Annotated in this window: 13 protein-coding genes; 10 read left to right on the forward strand and 3 right to left on the reverse strand. The window is 67.7% G+C overall.

What is annotated here, in order from left to right; translation table 11 throughout:
• Positions 1 to 2: 2 nt before the first annotated feature.
• The 9 genes from fabZ to CAP38_RS04120 all read left to right on the forward strand — a co-directional run bounded on the left by fabZ (position 3) and on the right by CAP38_RS04120 (position 9,455).
• Positions 3 to 440, forward strand: coding sequence for a 3-hydroxyacyl-ACP dehydratase FabZ (gene fabZ / locus CAP38_RS04080; protein ID WP_086119560.1), 438 nt, complete (start codon positions 3 to 5; stop codon positions 438 to 440).
• A 19-nt stretch (positions 441 to 459) separates the two neighbouring features.
• The gene (lpxA, locus tag CAP38_RS04085) at positions 460 to 1,254 is read left to right on the forward strand and encodes an acyl-ACP--UDP-N-acetylglucosamine O-acyltransferase (protein WP_086119561.1); all 795 of its coding nucleotides are present in this window, start codon (positions 460 to 462) and stop codon (positions 1,252 to 1,254) included.
• Between the two features lie 8 nt (positions 1,255 to 1,262).
• A complete protein-coding gene (lpxB, locus tag CAP38_RS04090) occupies positions 1,263 to 2,408 on the forward strand; it encodes a lipid-A-disaccharide synthase (RefSeq protein WP_179188442.1) in 1,146 nt (381 codons plus the stop codon).
• Positions 2,380 to 3,015: a ribonuclease HII gene (rnhB, locus tag CAP38_RS04095; RefSeq protein ID WP_086119562.1), complete on the forward strand. Its 636-nt coding sequence runs from the start codon at positions 2,380 to 2,382 to the stop codon at positions 3,013 to 3,015. The genes lpxB and rnhB overlap by 29 nt, the downstream gene beginning before the upstream one ends.
• Complete coding sequence (locus tag CAP38_RS04100; RefSeq protein ID WP_086119563.1) at positions 3,012 to 3,785, forward strand: RNA methyltransferase; 774 nt, start codon at positions 3,012 to 3,014, stop codon at positions 3,783 to 3,785. The genes rnhB and CAP38_RS04100 overlap by 4 nt, the downstream gene beginning before the upstream one ends.
• A gap of 210 nt (positions 3,786 to 3,995) precedes the next feature.
• The gene (gene carA / locus CAP38_RS04105) at positions 3,996 to 5,159 is read left to right on the forward strand and encodes a glutamine-hydrolyzing carbamoyl-phosphate synthase small subunit (protein WP_086119564.1); all 1,164 of its coding nucleotides are present in this window, start codon (positions 3,996 to 3,998) and stop codon (positions 5,157 to 5,159) included.
• The gene (gene carB / locus CAP38_RS04110; RefSeq protein WP_086119565.1) at positions 5,159 to 8,437 is read left to right on the forward strand and encodes a carbamoyl-phosphate synthase large subunit; all 3,279 of its coding nucleotides are present in this window, start codon (positions 5,159 to 5,161) and stop codon (positions 8,435 to 8,437) included. Before carA ends, carB begins: the two co-directional genes overlap by 1 nt.
• Positions 8,438 to 8,547: 110 nt before the next feature.
• Positions 8,548 to 9,024, forward strand: a complete 477-nt coding sequence (gene greA, locus CAP38_RS04115) for a transcription elongation factor GreA (RefSeq protein WP_086119566.1) — start codon at positions 8,548 to 8,550, stop codon at positions 9,022 to 9,024.
• 5 nt (positions 9,025 to 9,029) lie between these two features.
• The gene (locus tag CAP38_RS04120; protein ID WP_086119567.1) at positions 9,030 to 9,455 is read left to right on the forward strand and encodes a DUF4149 domain-containing protein; all 426 of its coding nucleotides are present in this window, start codon (positions 9,030 to 9,032) and stop codon (positions 9,453 to 9,455) included.
• Between the two features lie 86 nt (positions 9,456 to 9,541).
• Here CAP38_RS04120 and folD read toward each other — a convergent pair whose 3' ends face one another.
• The 3 genes from folD to CAP38_RS04135 form a co-directional block, all read right to left on the reverse strand.
• Positions 9,542 to 10,387 (reverse strand): bifunctional methylenetetrahydrofolate dehydrogenase/methenyltetrahydrofolate cyclohydrolase FolD, encoded by an 846-nt coding sequence (gene folD, locus CAP38_RS04125; RefSeq protein ID WP_086119568.1) that lies wholly within the window; start codon positions 10,385 to 10,387, stop codon positions 9,542 to 9,544.
• Positions 10,388 to 10,460: 73 nt separating this feature from the next.
• A complete protein-coding gene (locus CAP38_RS04130; RefSeq protein WP_086119569.1) occupies positions 10,461 to 11,087 on the reverse strand; it encodes a response regulator transcription factor in 627 nt (208 codons plus the stop codon).
• Complete coding sequence (locus CAP38_RS04135; protein WP_086119570.1) at positions 11,084 to 13,621, reverse strand: PAS domain-containing sensor histidine kinase; 2,538 nt, start codon at positions 13,619 to 13,621, stop codon at positions 11,084 to 11,086. The genes CAP38_RS04130 and CAP38_RS04135 overlap by 4 nt, the downstream gene beginning before the upstream one ends.
• 174 nt (positions 13,622 to 13,795) lie before the next feature.
• On the opposite strand from CAP38_RS04135, the gene aceE reads away from it, so the two are divergent.
• Positions 13,796 to 16,510: a pyruvate dehydrogenase (acetyl-transferring), homodimeric type gene (gene aceE, locus CAP38_RS04140; protein ID WP_086119571.1), complete on the forward strand. Its 2,715-nt coding sequence runs from the start codon at positions 13,796 to 13,798 to the stop codon at positions 16,508 to 16,510.
• Positions 16,511 to 16,519 lie beyond the last annotated feature (9 nt).

Genomic DNA, 16,519 nt, shown 5'->3' on the forward strand with positions numbered 1-16,519 from the left:
CCATGGACATACACCAGATCCTCAAGCTGCTGCCCCACCGTTACCCGATCCTGCTGGTGGATCGCGTGCTGGAGGTCGAGGCCGGCCAGCGCATCAAGGCGCTCAAGAACGTCACCATCAACGAGCCCTTCTTCACGGGGCACTTCCCGCACCGGCCGGTGATGCCGGGGGTGCTCATGCTCGAAGCCATGGCCCAGGCCGCGGCGCTGCTGACCTTCCACACCCTGGGCGTGGCACCCGACGACAAGACGGTCTATTACTTTGCCGGCATCGACGGTGCCCGGTTCAAGCGGCCGGTGGAACCGGGTGACCAGCTGGTGATGGACGTTTCGCTGGAGCGGGCCAAGGCCGGCATCTACAAGTTCAAGGGAACCACCCGGGTGGGTGACGAGGTGGCCTGCGAGGCCGAGCTCATGTGCACCATGCGCACCATCGCCTGAAGTCCGACGGAGAGCCGACGTGAGCCTCATCCATCCGACCGCCCTGATCGACCCCGCTGCCCAGCTGGACAGCTCGGTGTCGGTCGGTCCTTACACGGTGATCGGTCCGCATGTGCGCATCGGCGCCGGCACCACGGTGGGCGCCCATTGCGTGATCGAGGGCCACACCACCATCGGCCGCGACAACCGCATCTTCCAGTTCAACTCGCTGGGCGCCATCCCCCAGGACAAGAAATACGCCGGCGAGCCCTGCGAGCTGGTCATCGGCGACCGCAACACCATCCGCGAGTTCTGCACCTTCAACATCGGCTCGCCCGGCGACAAGGGTGTGACCCGGGTCGGCGATGACAACTGGATCATGGCCTACGTGCACCTGGCGCACGACTGCACCGTGGGCAACAAGACCATCTTTGCCAACAACAGCCAGCTGGCCGGTCACGTGGAGGTGGGCGACTGGGTGATCCTGGGCGGCTTCACCGTGGTGCACCAGTTCGTGCGCATCGGGGCGCACGCCATGACGGCCATGTGCTCGCTGCTGTTTGCCGACCTGCCGCCCTTCGTGATGTGCCAGGGCCAACCGGCACAGGCGCGCTCCATGAACTTCGAGGGTCTGCGTCGCCGGGGCTTTTCGCCCGAGCGCATCTCCGCCGTGAAGGCCATGCACAAGCACCTCTACCGCGACGACCTGACGCTGGAGGCCGCCGCCGCGCGCATCGAGGCACTCACCGCCGACAGGCCCGAGGCCGCTCCCGACGTGGCCATGATGCTGGACTTCCTGCGCGGCACTTCGGCCCAGCGCGGCATCGTCCGCTGAGGTCCGGCGTGGGCGATGCACTGCGCCTGGCCCTGGTGGCGGGCGAGACCTCGGGGGATCTGCTCGCCGGTCTGCTGCTCGGCGGGGTGAAGCAGCGCTGGCCGGCCGTGCACAGCGCCGGCATCGGCGGGCCGCAGATGCAGGCCCAGGGCTTCGAGGCCTGGTGGCCGAGCGAGAAGCTCGCGGTGCGTGGCTATGTGGAAGTGCTGCGGCACTACCGCGAGATCGTCGGCATCCGCCGGCAGCTGCAGGCGCGGCTGCTGCACGACACACGGCCCGACCTGTTCATCGGGGTGGACGCGCCCGATTTCAACCTCGATCTGGAGGCCGGGCTCAAGGCCGCCGGGATCCCCACCGTGCATTTCGTGTGCCCTTCGATCTGGGCCTGGCGACCCGAACGCATCGAGAAGATCCGCCGCAGCGTCGAGCATGTCCTGTGCATCTTTCCCTTCGAGCCCGAGCTGCTGGCACGCCACGGCGTGGCCGCCACCTATGTGGGGCACCCGCTGGCCAGCGTGATTCCCATGGACCCCGACAAGGCTGCCGCCCGGCAGCGGCTGGGCCTGCCAGTCGATGCGCCGGTGGTGGCCCTGCTGCCGGGCAGCCGCCAGTCCGAGCTGCAGTACCTGGGCCGGCGTTTCCTGCAGGCGGCGGTCCGCATGGCCCGTCAGCGCCCGGCGCTGCATTTCGTTCTGCCGGCCGTGCCCGCGCTGCGGGGGCGCATCGATGCGCTGGTGCAGGACGCCGGGCTGGGGGATCGCATCACGGTGGTCGCCGGACAGTCGCACGCCGCCCTGGCCGCCTGCGACGTGACCCTGATCGCCAGCGGCACCGCCACGCTGGAGGCAGCGCTGTTCAAGCGTCCGATGGTGATTGCCTACAACATGAACTGGATCTCATGGCAGATCATGCGGCGCCAGCAGCTGCAGCCCTGGGTGGGCCTGCCCAACATCTTGTGCAGCGATTTCGTGGTGCCCGAGTTCCTGCAGGACCGCGCCACGCCCGAAGCCCTGGCCGACGCCACGCTGCGCTGGCTGGACGACGCGCCGGCCGTGGCCGCGCTGCAGGGCCGTTTCACCGAGCTTCACCTCCAACTGAACCGGGACACCGCCCGGCTGGCCAGCGATGCGATCGCGCAAGTCCTTGCGGCCTGAGCAGGCCTCTCTGGTGTGGGATGTCCCGGGCCTGGTGGCCGGCGTGGACGAGGCCGGCCGCGGGCCGCTGGCCGGCCCGGTCGTGGCCGCCGCCGTCATCCTCGACGAGCTGCACCCGATTGCTGGCCTGAACGATTCCAAGAAGCTCAGCGCCGCCCGGCGCGAGGCCCTGTTCGACGAGATCCGTGCCAAGGCCCTGTGCTGCAGCGTGGCCGAGGCCACGGTGGAGGAGATCGACCGCCTCAACATCCTGCAGGCCACGATGCTGGCCATGCGCCGCGCGGTACAGGGTCTGCGGCTGAAACCGGCCAAGGTGCTGGTGGATGGCAACCGCCTGCCGCCGCTGGATGTGCTGGCCGAGGCCATCGTCGGCGGCGACGCCAAGGTGGCGGCCATCTCGGCGGCCTCCATCCTGGCCAAGGTCACGCGCGACCGGCAGCTGGTCGAGCTGCATGCGCAGCACCCCGAATACGGCTTTGACCGCCACAAAGGTTACGGCACGGCGGACCATCTGGCCGCCTTGCGCCGGCATGGGCCGCTGCCGGTGCACCGCCGCTCGTTCGCGCCGGTGGCCGAGTCGCTGGCCGCCACACCACACCGTCCATGACCGAAGCGCAACGCATCACCTCGCGCGACAACCCGCTGCTGCGCCAGCTGCGGCAACTCGCCCAGGACAACACCGCCTACCGCAAGGATGGCGTGGTGTGGCTGGAGGGCGATCACCTGTGCCGGGCCTTGCTGGCGCGGGGACAGCGCCCCGAGATCGCCGTGTTCACCGAGCCCGCCTGGGACGCTGCATCCGACGCGCTGCGTCAGGCTGCACCACGGGTGGTGCTGATTCCTCCGGCCTTGATGGCCGGCATCAGCGGCCTGGGGTCGCCGGCCGGCATGGGATTCGTCTGGCGCCTGCCGGCGGCGGACGGCGTGACGCCGGGGGTGGGCACCGTGGTGCTGGACCGCCTGCAGGACGCCGGCAACGTGGGCTCGATCCTGCGCAGCGCGGCGGCCTTCGGCTTTGCCCAGGTGCTGGCCCTGCGCGGCACGGCGGCTCTGTGGTCGCCCAAGGTCGTGCGCGCCGGCATGGGCTCGCACTTTGCGCTGCGTCTGGTCGAGGGCCTGCAGGCCGACGACCTGGACGGGCTGAACCTGCCGGTGCTGGTCACCAGTTCCCACCAGGGCGATCTGCTGCACCAGGCCCGGTTGCCCTGGCCCTGTGCCTGGGTGATGGGCCATGAAGGGCAGGGCGTGAGCGAGGCGCTGATGGACCGGGCCGGCGGCTGGGTGCGCATCGCCCAGCCCGGCGGCGAGGAGTCGCTCAATGTGGCGGCTGCGGCGGCCATCTGCCTGCACGCGAGCGCGGCCAGCCGGATCGGCTGACAGGCCCGGCCCCGCCCGAAAAACCCCTCGCCGCGGGCTATAATTCCGGGGTTTACCCGCAATCAGCGCACGCCCAGCGCGCCCCGGCTTCTCACCCCAGGATTCTCCAGCCGCCCTCGCATCCGGTCATGCCGGGTCAGGTGGAGAGCGATCCTGCGCGGCACCTGCCGCCGGCGCTCCGGTCCTGCCGCCCCATAACTGGAGAACCCCGTGCTGCCCGTCCACCCGAAAGCCCTTCTCGCGCTCGCCGACGGCACGGTCTTTACAGGCATCTCCATCGGCGCTTCCGGTCAGACCACAGGTGAGGTGGTGTTCAACACCTCCATCACCGGCTACCAGGAAATCCTCACCGATCCGAGCTACTGCCGCCAGATCGTCACGCTGACCTACCCGCACATCGGCAACACCGGCATCAACCGCGAAGACGTGGAAGCCGGCCGGGTGCGCGCGGCCGGCCTGATCATCAAAGACCTGCCCCTGCTGGCCTCCAACTTCCGATCCGAGGAGACGCTCAGCGACTACCTGCGGCGCGAGAACACGGTGGCCATCGCCGACCTCGACACCCGCGCGCTGACCCGACGCCTGCGCACCCACGGCGCGCAGAACGGCTGCATCGTGGCGCTGGCCCCCGGCGAAGACATCACCGATGCCCACCGCGCCGCCGCCGTGGCGGCCGCCAAGGCTGCCCCCAGCATGGCCGGCCTGGATCTGGCCCAGGTGGTGTCGGCCACCGAGCCCTACGCCTGGACCCAGACCGAGTGGCAGCTGGGCTTCGGCTACGGCGAACAGATCGCCCCGCGCTTCCACGTGGTGGCCTACGACTTCGGCGTGAAGCACAACATCCTGCGCATGCTGGCCGCGCGCGGCTGCAAGGTGACGGTGGTGCCGGCCCGCACCCCGGCGGCCGATGTGTTCAAGCTCAAGCCCAGCGGCGTGTTCCTCTCCAACGGCCCCGGCGACCCGGAGCCCTGCGACTACGCCATTGCCGCTGCGCGCGAGATCATCGAGGCCGGCGTGCCCACCTTCGGCATCTGCCTGGGCCACCAGATCATGGCCCTGGCCAGCGGCGCCAAGACCTTCAAGATGAAGTTCGGCCACCACGGCGCCAACCACCCGGTCAAGGACCTGGATTCCGGCCGGGTGTCCATCACCAGCCAGAACCACGGCTTCGCGGTGGACGAGGCCTCGCTGCCGGTGAACCTGCGCGCCACCCATGTGAGCCTGTTCGACGGCACGCTGCAGGGCCTGGCACGCACCGACAAACCGGCCTTCTGCTTCCAGGGCCACCCGGAGGCATCGCCCGGCCCGCACGACATCGGCTACCTGTTTGATCGCTTCACCGCGCTGATGACCCAGGCCCAGGAGAAAAACTAATGCCCAAGCGCTCAGACATCCAGACCGTCCTCATCATCGGCGCCGGCCCGATCATCATCGGCCAGGCCTGCGAGTTCGATTACTCCGGCGTGCAGGCCTGCAAGGCCCTGCGCGAAGAGGGTTACCGCGTGGTGCTGATCAACAGCAACCCCGCCACCATCATGACCGACCCGGCCACGGCCGATGTCACCTACATCGAGCCCATCACCTGGCAGACGGTCGAGAAGATCATCGCCCGGGAGCGGCCCCTGGCCACCGGCGGCTTTGCCATCCTGCCCACCATGGGTGGTCAGACCGCGCTGAACTGTGCGCTCGACCTCTGGCGCAACGGCGTGCTGGCCAAGTACGACGTGGAGCTGATCGGCGCCACGCCCGAGGCCATCGACAAGGCCGAAGACCGCCTGAAGTTCAAGGACGCCATGACCAAGATCGGTCTGGGCTCCGCGCGCTCGGGCATCGCCCACAGCATGGAAGAGGCCTGGGCGGTGCAGAAGACGGTGGGCTTCCCGGTGGTCATCCGCCCCAGCTTCACCCTGGGCGGCACCGGCGGCGGCATCGCCTACAACCCGGAAGAGTTCGAGACCATCTGCAAGCGCGGCCTGGAAGCCTCGCCCACCAACGAGCTGCTGATCGAAGAGTCGCTGCTCGGGTGGAAGGAGTACGAGATGGAAGTGGTGCGCGACAAGGCGGACAACTGCATCATCGTCTGCTCGATCGAGAACCTCGACCCCATGGGTGTGCACACCGGTGACTCCATCACCGTGGCGCCCGCGCAGACGCTGACCGACAAGGAATACCAGATCCTGCGCAACGCCTCGCTGGCCGTGCTGCGCGAGATCGGTGTGGACACCGGCGGCTCCAACGTGCAGTTCTCCATCAACCCGGCCGACGGCCGCATGGTGGTGATCGAGATGAACCCGCGCGTTTCGCGCTCATCCGCACTCGCCTCCAAAGCGACTGGCTTCCCCATCGCCAAGGTGGCGGCCAAGCTGGCCATCGGCTACACGCTGGACGAACTGCGCAACGAAATCACGGGCGGCGCCACGCCGGCGTCGTTCGAGCCGTCGATCGACTACGTGGTCACCAAGATCCCGCGTTTTGCCTTCGAGAAATTCCCCACCGCCGACAGCCGCCTGACCACCCAGATGAAGTCGGTCGGCGAGGTCATGGCCATGGGCCGCACCTTCCAGGAAAGCTTCCAGAAGGCCCTGCGTGGCCTGGAAGTGGGCGTGGACGGCATGAACGAGAAGACCCAGGACCGCGAGACCCTGGAGCGCGAGCTCGGCGAGCCCGGCCCGGAGCGCATCTGGTACGTGGGCGATGCGTTCGCGGCCGGCTGGTCGGTCGACGAGGTGCACCAGTTCACCAAGATCGACAAGTGGTTCCTGGTCCAGATCGAGGAGATCGTCAAGCTCGAACTGGCCATGGACCAGCTGGTGGCCCGGAAGGGTGCCGGGGCGCTCGAGAGCCTGGACGCCACCACCCTGCGCGGCCTCAAGAAGAAGGGTTTCTCCGACCGCCGCCTGGCCAAGCTGCTGTCCACCACCGACACGGCGGTGCGCCAGCGCCGCCTGGCCCTGGGCGTGCGTCCGGTGTACAAGCGGGTCGACACCTGTGCGGCCGAGTTCGCCACCAACACCGCCTACCTGTATTCCACCTACGAGGGCCATGGCGACGCCGAGTGCGAGGCCGAGCCCACCGGCAACAAGAAGATCATGGTGCTGGGCGGCGGTCCGAACCGCATCGGCCAGGGCATCGAGTTCGATTACTGCTGCGTGCACGCGGCCCTGGCCATGCGCGAGGACGGGTACGAGACCATCATGGTCAACTGCAACCCCGAGACCGTGTCCACCGACTACGACACCTCCGACCGCCTGTACTTCGAGCCGCTGACGCTGGAAGACGTGCTGGAGATCGTGGACAAGGAAAAGCCGGCCGGCGTGATCGTGCAGTACGGCGGCCAGACCCCGCTGAAGCTGGCGCTGGGTCTGGAAGCCAACGGCGTGCCCATCATCGGCACCAGCCCCGACATGATCGACGCCGCCGAAGACCGCGAGCGCTTCCAGAAGCTGCTGCACGACCTGGGCCTGCGCCAGCCGCCCAACGCCACCGCCCGCACCGAGGCCGAGGCCCTGGAGAAGGCCGCCGCCCTGGGCTACCCGCTGGTGGTGCGCCCGAGCTATGTGCTGGGTGGCCGCGCCATGGAGATCGTGCACGAGCAACGCGACCTGGAGCGCTACATGCGCGAGGCGGTGAAGGTCAGCAACGATTCCCCGGTGCTGCTGGACCGCTTCCTCAACGATGCCATTGAATGCGACGTGGACGCGGTGCGTGATGCGTCCGGCCGTGTCTTCATCGGTGGCGTGATGGAGCACATCGAGCAGGCCGGCGTGCACTCGGGCGACTCCGCCTGCTCGCTGCCGCCGTACTACCTGAGCAAGGCCACGGTGGACGAGCTCAAGCGCCAGACCGCCGCCATGGCCGAGGGCCTGAGCGTGGTGGGCCTGATGAACGTTCAGTTCGCCATCCAGGAGGTGGAAGAGAACGGCCAGAAGAAGGACCTGATCTTCGTGCTCGAGGTCAACCCCCGCGCCTCGCGCACCGTGCCCTTCGTGTCCAAGGCCACCGGCATCCAGCTGGCCAAGGTGGCCGCGCGCTGCATGGCCGGCCAGACGCTGGACGCCCAGGGCATCGGCGCCGAGGTGACCCCCCCGTACTTCAGCGTGAAGGAGGCCGTGTTCCCGTTCGTGAAGTTCCCCGGTGTGGACACCATCCTCGGTCCCGAGATGAAGTCCACCGGCGAGGTCATGGGCGTGGGCAAGACCTTCGGCGAGGCCTTCGTGAAGAGCCAGCTGGGCGCCGGCACCAAGCTGCCGCGCTCGGGTCGCGTCTTCCTCACCGTCAAGAACGGCGACAAGCCGCGCGCGGTCGAGGTGGCTCGCGAACTGGTGGCCCAGGGCTTCGAGCTGGTGGCCACCCGGGGCACCGCAGCCGCCATCGCGGCCGCCGGCATTCCGGTGCAGACGGTGAACAAGGTGGCCGAGGGCCGCCCGCACATCGTGGACATGATCAAGAACGGCGACATCGCCCTGGTCATCAACACGGTGGAGGAGCGCCGCAACGCCATCACCGACTCGCGCGCCATCCGCACTTCGGCCCTGCTGGCCCGGGTGACCACCTTCACCACCATCGCCGGTGCCGAGGCCGCGGTGGAGGGCATGAAGTACCTGGACCAGCTGGGTGTGATCTCGGTGCAGGACATGCACGCGCAGCTCTGAGGCCGCCCGGGCCGACCCCGGCGTCGGCCGCTGCCTTTCGCGGCATAATGCCGCGTTAATGAACACCGCCGAGCGGCAACGCCCGGCGGTTTGCTTTTGGAGACACCCACATGGCCACCATTCCGATCACCAAGCGCGGCGCCGAAAAGCTCAAGGAAGAGCTGCACCGCCTGAAAACCGTGGACCGCCCGGCGGTCATCAACGCCATTGCCGAGGCCCGTGCCCAGGGCGACCTGAGCGAAAACGCCGAGTACGACGCCGCCAAGGACCGTCAGGGCTTCATCGAGGGGCGCATTGCCGAGGTGGAGGGCAAGCTGTCGGCGGCCCAGATCATCGACCCTTCCACGGTGGACGCCGGCGGACGGGTGGTGTTCGGTGCCACCGTCGACCTGGAAGACGAGGACAGCGGTGCCAAGGTCACTTACCAGATCGTGGGCGAGGACGAAGCCGATCTCAAGCTCGGTCTGGTCAACATCAGCAGCCCGATCGCCCGGGCACTGATCGGCAAGGAAGAGGGCGACACCGCCGAGGTGCAGGCCCCTGGCGGCGTGCGCCGGTTCGAGATCGTGGCGGTGCGCTACGTCTGAGGCCGATGCTGCAGCGCCTGCCCGTGATGCTGGCCGCCCTCTGGTGGGGTGGCATCAGCGCATTGAGTTTCCTGGCGGTGCCGCTGCTGTTCGCGAAGCTGGGCAGCCCGGCCGTGGCCGGCCCGGTGGCGGCCCAGATCTTTTCACTGCAGTGCTGGGCCGGCATCGTCATCGGCGGCCTGCTGCTGGTGCTGCTCAAGCGCGGCCAGCCCACCCCCGAGGCCTTCACCACGCTGGGCCTGGTCTGCCTGGCCATGCTGCTGGCGCTGGTGCAGGAATTCGGCGTGGCCCAGAAGATCGTCACCGCCCGCGCCAGCGGCGGTAATCTGAAGCTCTGGCACGGCGTGGGCAGCCTGATGGTGCTGGGGCAGTGGCTGTGTGCCGGCGCCATCCTCTGGCGGTCCTCCCGCCAGCCGTCCGATACGCTGTGAACTGACCCAGGGCACCGTGGAACCGGCTCAGCCGGGCCGCCGGTGCCGCCCCCTCGGGGGGTGACGCCGCAGGCGGCGCGGGGGGATCAGCTTTTTTCTGCGGATTCGAGTGTGTTGACCATCAGCATGGTGATGGTCATGGGGCCCACCCCGCCGGGCACAGGCGTGATCCAGCCCGCCACTTCCTTCACGCCGTCGAAGTCGACATCACCGCACAGCTTGCCGGCGTCGTTGCGGTTCATGCCCACGTCGATCACGACCGCGCCGGGCTTGACCATGTCGGCCGTCAGCACATTGCGCTTGCCCACGGCGGCCACGATCACGTCGGCCTGCAGGGTCTGTGCCTTCAGATCCTGCGTGGCGCTGTGGCAGATGGTCACGGTGGCGTTCTTCTGCAGCAGCATGAGCGCCATGGGCTTGCCCACGATGTTGCTGCGGCCGATCACCACTGCGTGCTTGCCCCGCAGGTCAAAGCCGATGTGCTCGAGCATCTTCATGCAGCCGTAGGGAGTGCACGGCCAGAAGCCGGGCATGCCGGTCATGAGCGCGCCGGCGCTGGCGATGTGGAAGCCGTCCACGTCCTTGGCCGGGTCGATGGCCTCGATCACCTTCTGGGCATCGATGTGGGCCGGCAGCGGCAGCTGCACCAGGATGCCGTGGATGGCCGGATCGTTGTTCATGGCGTCCACCCGGGCCAGCAGCTCGGCCTCGGTCAGGCTGGCCGGCCAGGTTTCCAGCACCGAATGCATGCCGGTGTCTTCGCAGGCCTTGACCTTGTTGCGCACATAGACCTGGGAGGCCGGGTTGTCACCCACCAGGATCACGGCCAGGCCGGGCGTGACGCCCCGGGCCTTGAGGGCCTGGACGCGGGCGGCCACGTCGGCGCGCAGCTGGCGGGAGAGGGCGTTGCCGTCGATGAGTTGTGCGGTCATGTCGGTGCGGGGGCGAAGGGTGGGAAATGCAAACGCCCGCCAGGGTGGCGGGCGTTGGAGGGTTCGAATCGGGTCAGGCCTTGGCCGGTGTCTGGCCCAGCGCAATCTTGAGCAGGTCGGCCACGGTGTTGGCGCCCAGCTTTTCCATGATGTTGGCGCGGTGCGCCTCCACCGTCTTGATGCTGATGCCCAGGTCGTCGGCGATCTGCTTGTTCAGGCGACCGGCCACGATGCGCTCGAGCACCTGGGCTTCGCGGCTGGTGAGCTTGGAGAGCAGCGCGTCCCGGCTGGCGGCCTGCTGGTGGGTGGCGAAGGCTTCGCGCGCGTGCTCCAGCATGCGTTCGACCAGACCCACCAGCTGGTCTTCCTTGAACGGCTTCTGGATGAAGTCCAGCGCGCCCTTCTTCATGGATTCGACCGCCATGGGCACATCGCCGTGGCCGGTGATGAACACGATGGGCAACGGGGACTGGCGTTCCAGCAGGCGTTCCTGCAGTTCCATGCCGCTCATGCCGCCCATGCGGATGTCGGCGATCAGGCAGGCCACCTCGCGGGCGTCGTAGCGGCTGAGGAAAGCCTCGGCGGATTCGAAGCAGCGGACCCGGAAGTCCTTGCCCTCCAGCAACCACTGCAGGGAGTCGCGAACGGCCTCGTCGTCATCGACGACATAGACGGTGCCTTTTTTGGGGATCAGACTCATCTCGCTCTTTCGGTGTCCGTCAGGGTCTGCGCGGCCGCTGCTTCGGCGGCCTGCGGTTGTAGTCGCGAGGCGATGGGAATCCAGAAGCTGAAACAGCATCCCACCACATCCTCGCCATTGTAGAGGTTCTCCACCCGCATCCTGCCATGGTGGGACTCGACGATGCTGCGGCACAGCTTCAGGCCGATGCCCATGCCTTCGCTCTTGGTGCTGTAGAAGGCCTCGTAGATGCGCTCGATCATGTCGGCCGGCACGCCCTTGCCGGAATCGCGCACCTCGAACTCGATGACGTCCTGGTCGTCGTGCCGGCGCGGTCCGACCCGCAGCTCGACATAGCGCTCGGCCGGCGGCCGGTTGGCATCGGCAATCGCCTCGCCGGCGTTCTTCATCAGGTTGATCAGCACCTGCTCGATCAGGATCGGGTCGACCATGAGGGCGGGCAGCCGCGCCGCCACATACGAGGTGAGGCGCACCTGCTGGCGACGCAGTTCGATGTCGGCCAGTTCGATGGCGTTGCTGACCATCTGGGCCACGTCCGACAGCATGGGGTTGGGTTCGCTGCGCTTCACGAAGGCCCGGATGCGCTGGATGATCTGGCCCGCCCGCTGGGCCTGCCGCGAGGTCTTCTCGAGTGCCGCCAGCAGGTCCTCGGTGCTGATGCGTTCGTCCTTCAGGCGCGAGATCATGCCGTTGCAGTAATTGCTGATGGCCGTGAGCGGCTGGTTGAGTTCGTGCGCCACGCTCGACGCCATCTCGCCCATGGTGATCAGGCGGCTGGCGGTCTGGGCGCGCTCGGCCTGCCGGGCCGCCAGTTCTTCGGCGTTGCGACGCGGCGTGATGTCGCTGGCGATCACCATCTGCGCCAGGCGGCCGTCCACCCAGGTCAGGTAACGGGTGCGGACCTCCAGCCAGCGGTCGAGTTCGGCGGCAAACACCTCCGCGTTCTCGGCACCGGCATCGGTCAGTGTCTCGGTGGGCATGCCGGCGAAGGCATCCACCGCATCGCCGTCGTCGGGCGCCGGCTGCGGCTGATGACCGGCCAGATCGACCAGGCGGCGGTGCCCGTGGCCCCGGGTGCCGAACCACAGCCGGTACATCTTGTTGGCAAAGAGCAGTTCATCGCTGCCCAGAGGCGCCACCGACACCGCCGAGTCGAGCGACTCCAGCACGGTGGTGAAGCGCTCGTAGGATGCCGACAGTTCCTCGCGCACCCGCTTGGGCTCGGTGATGTCGGTCATGGAAGTCATCCAGCCGGTCTGCACGCCCTTGGGGTCCACCAGCGGCGACACATACATGCGGGCATCGAAGATGGTGCCGTTGCGCCGCTGCACCCGCACCTCGAAGCCCCCCGGCGTGGAACGGCCATTGAGCTCGTCCTCCAGCCGGGACAGCAGCAGGTCGTGGTCGCTTTCGGGCCAGTAGGGGAAGGGGGCGGTGCGGCCCACCAGCTCGGCCTCGGTCCAGCCGGTCATCGAGCAGAACGCCGGGTTCACATAGGTGATGCGGCCCTGCATGTCCAGGGCCCGCATGCCGGTGAGCATGGAGTTCTCCATGGCGCGCCGGAAGTTGGTCTCGGTCATCAGCGCCTGCTGGGCCTGCACCCGGCGCCGGGTGTGCCGCCAGGTGCCCAGCAGCATCCACACGGTGAGCACCGACAGCGAGCCGATGACCCAGAAGAAACCGGTGCCGACGATGTCCTGCGAGGTCCGGTAGCCCTGCGCCTTGAGGATCAGGCCATTGCCCACCGGCGACACCGGCACCTCGTGCTCCATGGGCGGGTTGGCCCAGGGCAGCAGGCGCAGCACCGTGTTGGGTGTCTGCAGCGTGCCGGCCAGCACCTGTCCGCTGTCGTCCACCAGCGCCACGGCGTAGCGGGCCATGATCTCCGGCGGCATCCCGAAACGCATGAGGCCGTCCACCGAATACTCGCCCATGACGGTTCCGTTGAAGCGACCCTGTTCGGTCAGCGGCACCTGCAGCATGAGGGTGGCATTGCGCGGGCTGTTGCCCATCGGCCGTGAATAGATGGGCTGGCGCAGGTCGCGCGCCAGATCGAACGAGCCGTCGGTCTCGGCCGGGCTCAATGCCGTGCCGGTGGGGCGGACCAGCTCGGGCGGGGCGCTGGGTGAGGCGTAGCTGGCCTGCACGGTGCGGCGGGCGTCGACCCAGCTGATGGCCAGCAGTTCCGGGAACTGGCTGACCAGGGTTTCGACCTGGAAGGTGAATTCCTCGGTGTCGATCTCGCGGTTGTCGATTTCGCGGGCCAGCCGCATGAGCTGCTCCTGGCGCTCCAGCAGGCGCAGGCGCAGGCGCTGCTGCGCGTATTCCACGTCGCGGGTGACGGCTTCCTGTTCGCGTTCGAGCTCCTCGTAGCGCAGGTACGCGATCGCCACCACGATGGCGGTGAGGAACAGCAGCACCGACAGCAGCGGCGCGAGTGTGGCGAAGCGGTCCTGGCGTGAGGGCGGCAGGCGCCGCCACCAGCGCTTGATCCACGGCACCGATGCCGCATGAGAAGAGGAATTCGTGACCACCGGGCGAGTCTACGTGAGGGTTCGGGCGGACTTCGCATCGGCAGCGGCCCTTTCGAATAGTTCATGATGTGAAATCATCATCCGGATATTGAAACGACTTTCGATCTGTGAAAGAATGCCGCCGTCCGGCAGGGAGCGGCCCTGCCCATACCCATATCGCCACAGGAGACACGCATGTCAGCGAACGACGCCCGCCCCGGTACCACCGCGTCCGATCTGGACGCCCAGGAAACCCGCGAATGGATGGAGGCGCTGACCGCCGTCATCGAACGCGAAGGCCCTGAACGCGCCCACTACCTCCTGGAGCAGCTGCTGGAAGAGGCCCGTCAGCACAGCGTGGACATGCCGTTCTCGGCCACCACCGGGTACGTCAACACCATCGAGCCGGGTGAAGAGGCCCACAACCCCGGCAACCTCGAACTCGAAGGTCGCCTGCGCGCCTACATGCGCTGGAACGCCATGGCCATGGTGGTCAAGGCCAACCGCCTGAACCCGGCCGATGGCGGCGACCTGGGCGGCCACATCAGCTCGTTCCAATCGCTGGCCCACATGTTCGCGGTCGGCTTCAACCATTTCTGGCACGCCGACAACACCGATGCCGGTGGCAATCACGGCGGCGACCTGCTCTACATCCAGGGCCACAGCGCCCCCGGCATCTATGCCCGCGCCTTCATGGAAGGCCGCCTGAGCGAGGAGCAGCTGCTGAACTTCCGCCAGGAAGTCGACGGCAAGGGCATCTCCAGCTACCCGCACCCCAAGCTGATGCCGGAGTTCTGGCAGTTCCCCACCGTGTCCATGGGCCTGGGCCCGCTGATGGCCATCTACCAGGCGCGCTTCCTGAAGTACCTGCACGCGCGCGGCATTGCCGACACCTCGCAGCGCAAGGTCTGGGTGTTCTGCGGCGACGGCGAGATGGACGAGCCCGAGAGCCTGGGCGCCATCGGCCTGGCCGCGCGCGAGAAGCTCGACAACCTGGTGTTCGTCGTCAACTGCAACCTGCAGCGCCTGGACGGTCCGGTGCGCGGCAACGGCAAGATCATCCAGGAGCTCGAAGGCGAGTTCCGCGGCTCGGGCTGGAACGTCATCAAGCTGCTGTGGGGCCGCGAGTGGGACGCCCTGCTGGCGCGCGACAAGGACGGCGCGCTGCGCAAGATCATGATGGACACGCTGGACGGCGACTACCAGGCCATGAAGGCCAACGACGGTGCGTTCGTCCGCAAGAACTTCTTCGGCCGCGACCCGCGCACCCTGGAGCTGGTCTCCAAGATGAGCGACGAGGACATCTGGGCGCTGCGCCGAGGCGGGCATGATGCCCAGAAGGTGTATGCAGCCTTCCACCGCGCCTACCACCACGAGGGCCAGCCGACCGTGCTGCTGGTCAAGACGGTCAAGGGCTACGGCATGGGCAAGGCCGGCGAGGGCAAGAACACCGCCCACCAGACCAAGAAGCTGTCCGACGACGACATCCGCTACATGCGCGACCGCTTCAACCTGCCCATTCCGGACAGCGAGCTGCCCAAGATCCCGTTCTACAAGCCGGCCGACGACACGCCGGAGATGAAGTACCTGCACGAGCGCCGCAAGGCCCTGGGCGGCTACCTGCCCAAGCGCCGTCCGGTCAGCTCCGAGAGCTTCACCGTGCCCGCGCTGGACAACTTCAAGGCGGTGCTGGAGCCCACGGCCGAAGGCCGCGAGATCAGCACCACCCAGGCCTATGTGCGCTTCCTGACCCAGCTGCTGCGCGACCAGGCACTGGGCCCGCGCGTGGTGCCCATCCTGGTGGACGAGGCCCGCACCTTCGGCATGGAAGGGCTGTTCCGCCAGATCGGCATCTACAACCCCGAGGGCCAGAAGTACACCCCGGTCGACAAGGACCAGGTCATGTACTACAAGGAAGACAAGGCCGGCCAGATCCTGCAGGAAGGCATCAACGAGGCCGGCGGCATGGCCAGCTGGATCGCTGCCGCCACGTCCTACAGCACCAACAACCGCATCATGGTGCCGTTCTACGTGTACTACTCGATGTTCGGTTTCCAGCGCATCGGCGACCTGGCCTGGGCAGCGGGCGACATGCAGGCGCGCGGCTTCCTGCTCGGCGGCACCTCCGGACGCACCACGCTCAACGGCGAAGGCCTGCAGCACGAGGACGGCCACAGCCACATCCTGGCCGGCACCATCCCCAACTGCGTGTGCTACGACCCCAGCTTCGCGCACGAGGTGGGCGTCATCCTGCACCATGGCCTCAAGCGCATGGTCGAGAAGCAGGACAACGTCTTCTACTACCTGACCCTGCTCAACGAGAACTACGCCATGCCGGGCCTGAAGCCCGGTACCGAAGAGCAGATCATCAAGGGCATGTACCTGCTCAAGGAAGGCGCCAAGCTGACCCCGCGCGTGCAACTGCTGGGCTCGGGTTCCATCCTGCGCGAAAGCCTGTTCGCCCAGGAGCTGCTGGAGAAGGACTGGGGTGTGTCGGCCACCGTCTGGTCCTGCCCGAGCTTCAACGAGCTGGCCCGCGACGGCGTGGACGTGGAGCGCTGGAACCTGCTGCACCCGCTGGAAACGCAGCGCGTGCCCTTCGTGGCGCAACAGCTGGCCGGCCATGCCGGTCCGGTGGTGGCTTCCACCGACTACATCAAGAGCTTTGCCGAGCAGATCCGGCCCTACCTGCCCAAGGGCCGCACCTACAAGGTGCTGGGCACCGACGGCTTTGGTCGCAGCGATTTCCGCAGCAAGCTGCGCGAGCACTTCGAGATCAACCGCCACTACATCGTGGTGGCCGCCCTCAAGGGCCTGGCCGAGGAGGGCACCGTGCCGATGTCGCAGGTGGCCGAAGCCATCCGCAAGTACGGCATCGACGCCGACAAGATCAACCCGCTCTACGCCTGATCCCGGGAG

The organism is Hydrogenophaga sp. IBVHS2 (assembly GCF_002127215.1).
In the GTDB taxonomy this organism is placed as follows: Bacteria; Pseudomonadota; Gammaproteobacteria; order Burkholderiales; family Burkholderiaceae_C; genus Hydrogenophaga.

Bases quoted from the DNA above. Each gene is read 5' to 3' on its own strand.
- greA (WP_086119566.1), top strand. From the start codon at position 8,548: ATGGCCACCATTCCGATCACCAAGCGCGGCGCCGAAAAGCTCAAGGAA.
- fabZ (WP_086119560.1), top strand. From the start codon at position 3: ATGGACATACACCAGATCCTCAAGCTGCTGCCCCACCGTTACCCGATC.
- rnhB (WP_086119562.1), top strand. From the start codon at position 2,380: ATGCGATCGCGCAAGTCCTTGCGGCCTGAGCAGGCCTCTCTGGTGTGG.
- folD (WP_086119568.1), bottom strand. From the start codon at position 10,387: ATGACCGCACAACTCATCGACGGCAACGCCCTCTCCCGCCAGCTGCGC.
- CAP38_RS04130 (WP_086119569.1), bottom strand. From the start codon at position 11,087: ATGAGTCTGATCCCCAAAAAAGGCACCGTCTATGTCGTCGATGACGAC.
- CAP38_RS04120 (WP_086119567.1), top strand. From the start codon at position 9,030: ATGCTGCAGCGCCTGCCCGTGATGCTGGCCGCCCTCTGGTGGGGTGGC.
- aceE (WP_086119571.1), top strand. From the start codon at position 13,796: ATGTCAGCGAACGACGCCCGCCCCGGTACCACCGCGTCCGATCTGGAC.
- carB (WP_086119565.1), top strand. From the start codon at position 5,159: ATGCCCAAGCGCTCAGACATCCAGACCGTCCTCATCATCGGCGCCGGC.
- CAP38_RS04100 (WP_086119563.1), top strand. From the start codon at position 3,012: ATGACCGAAGCGCAACGCATCACCTCGCGCGACAACCCGCTGCTGCGC.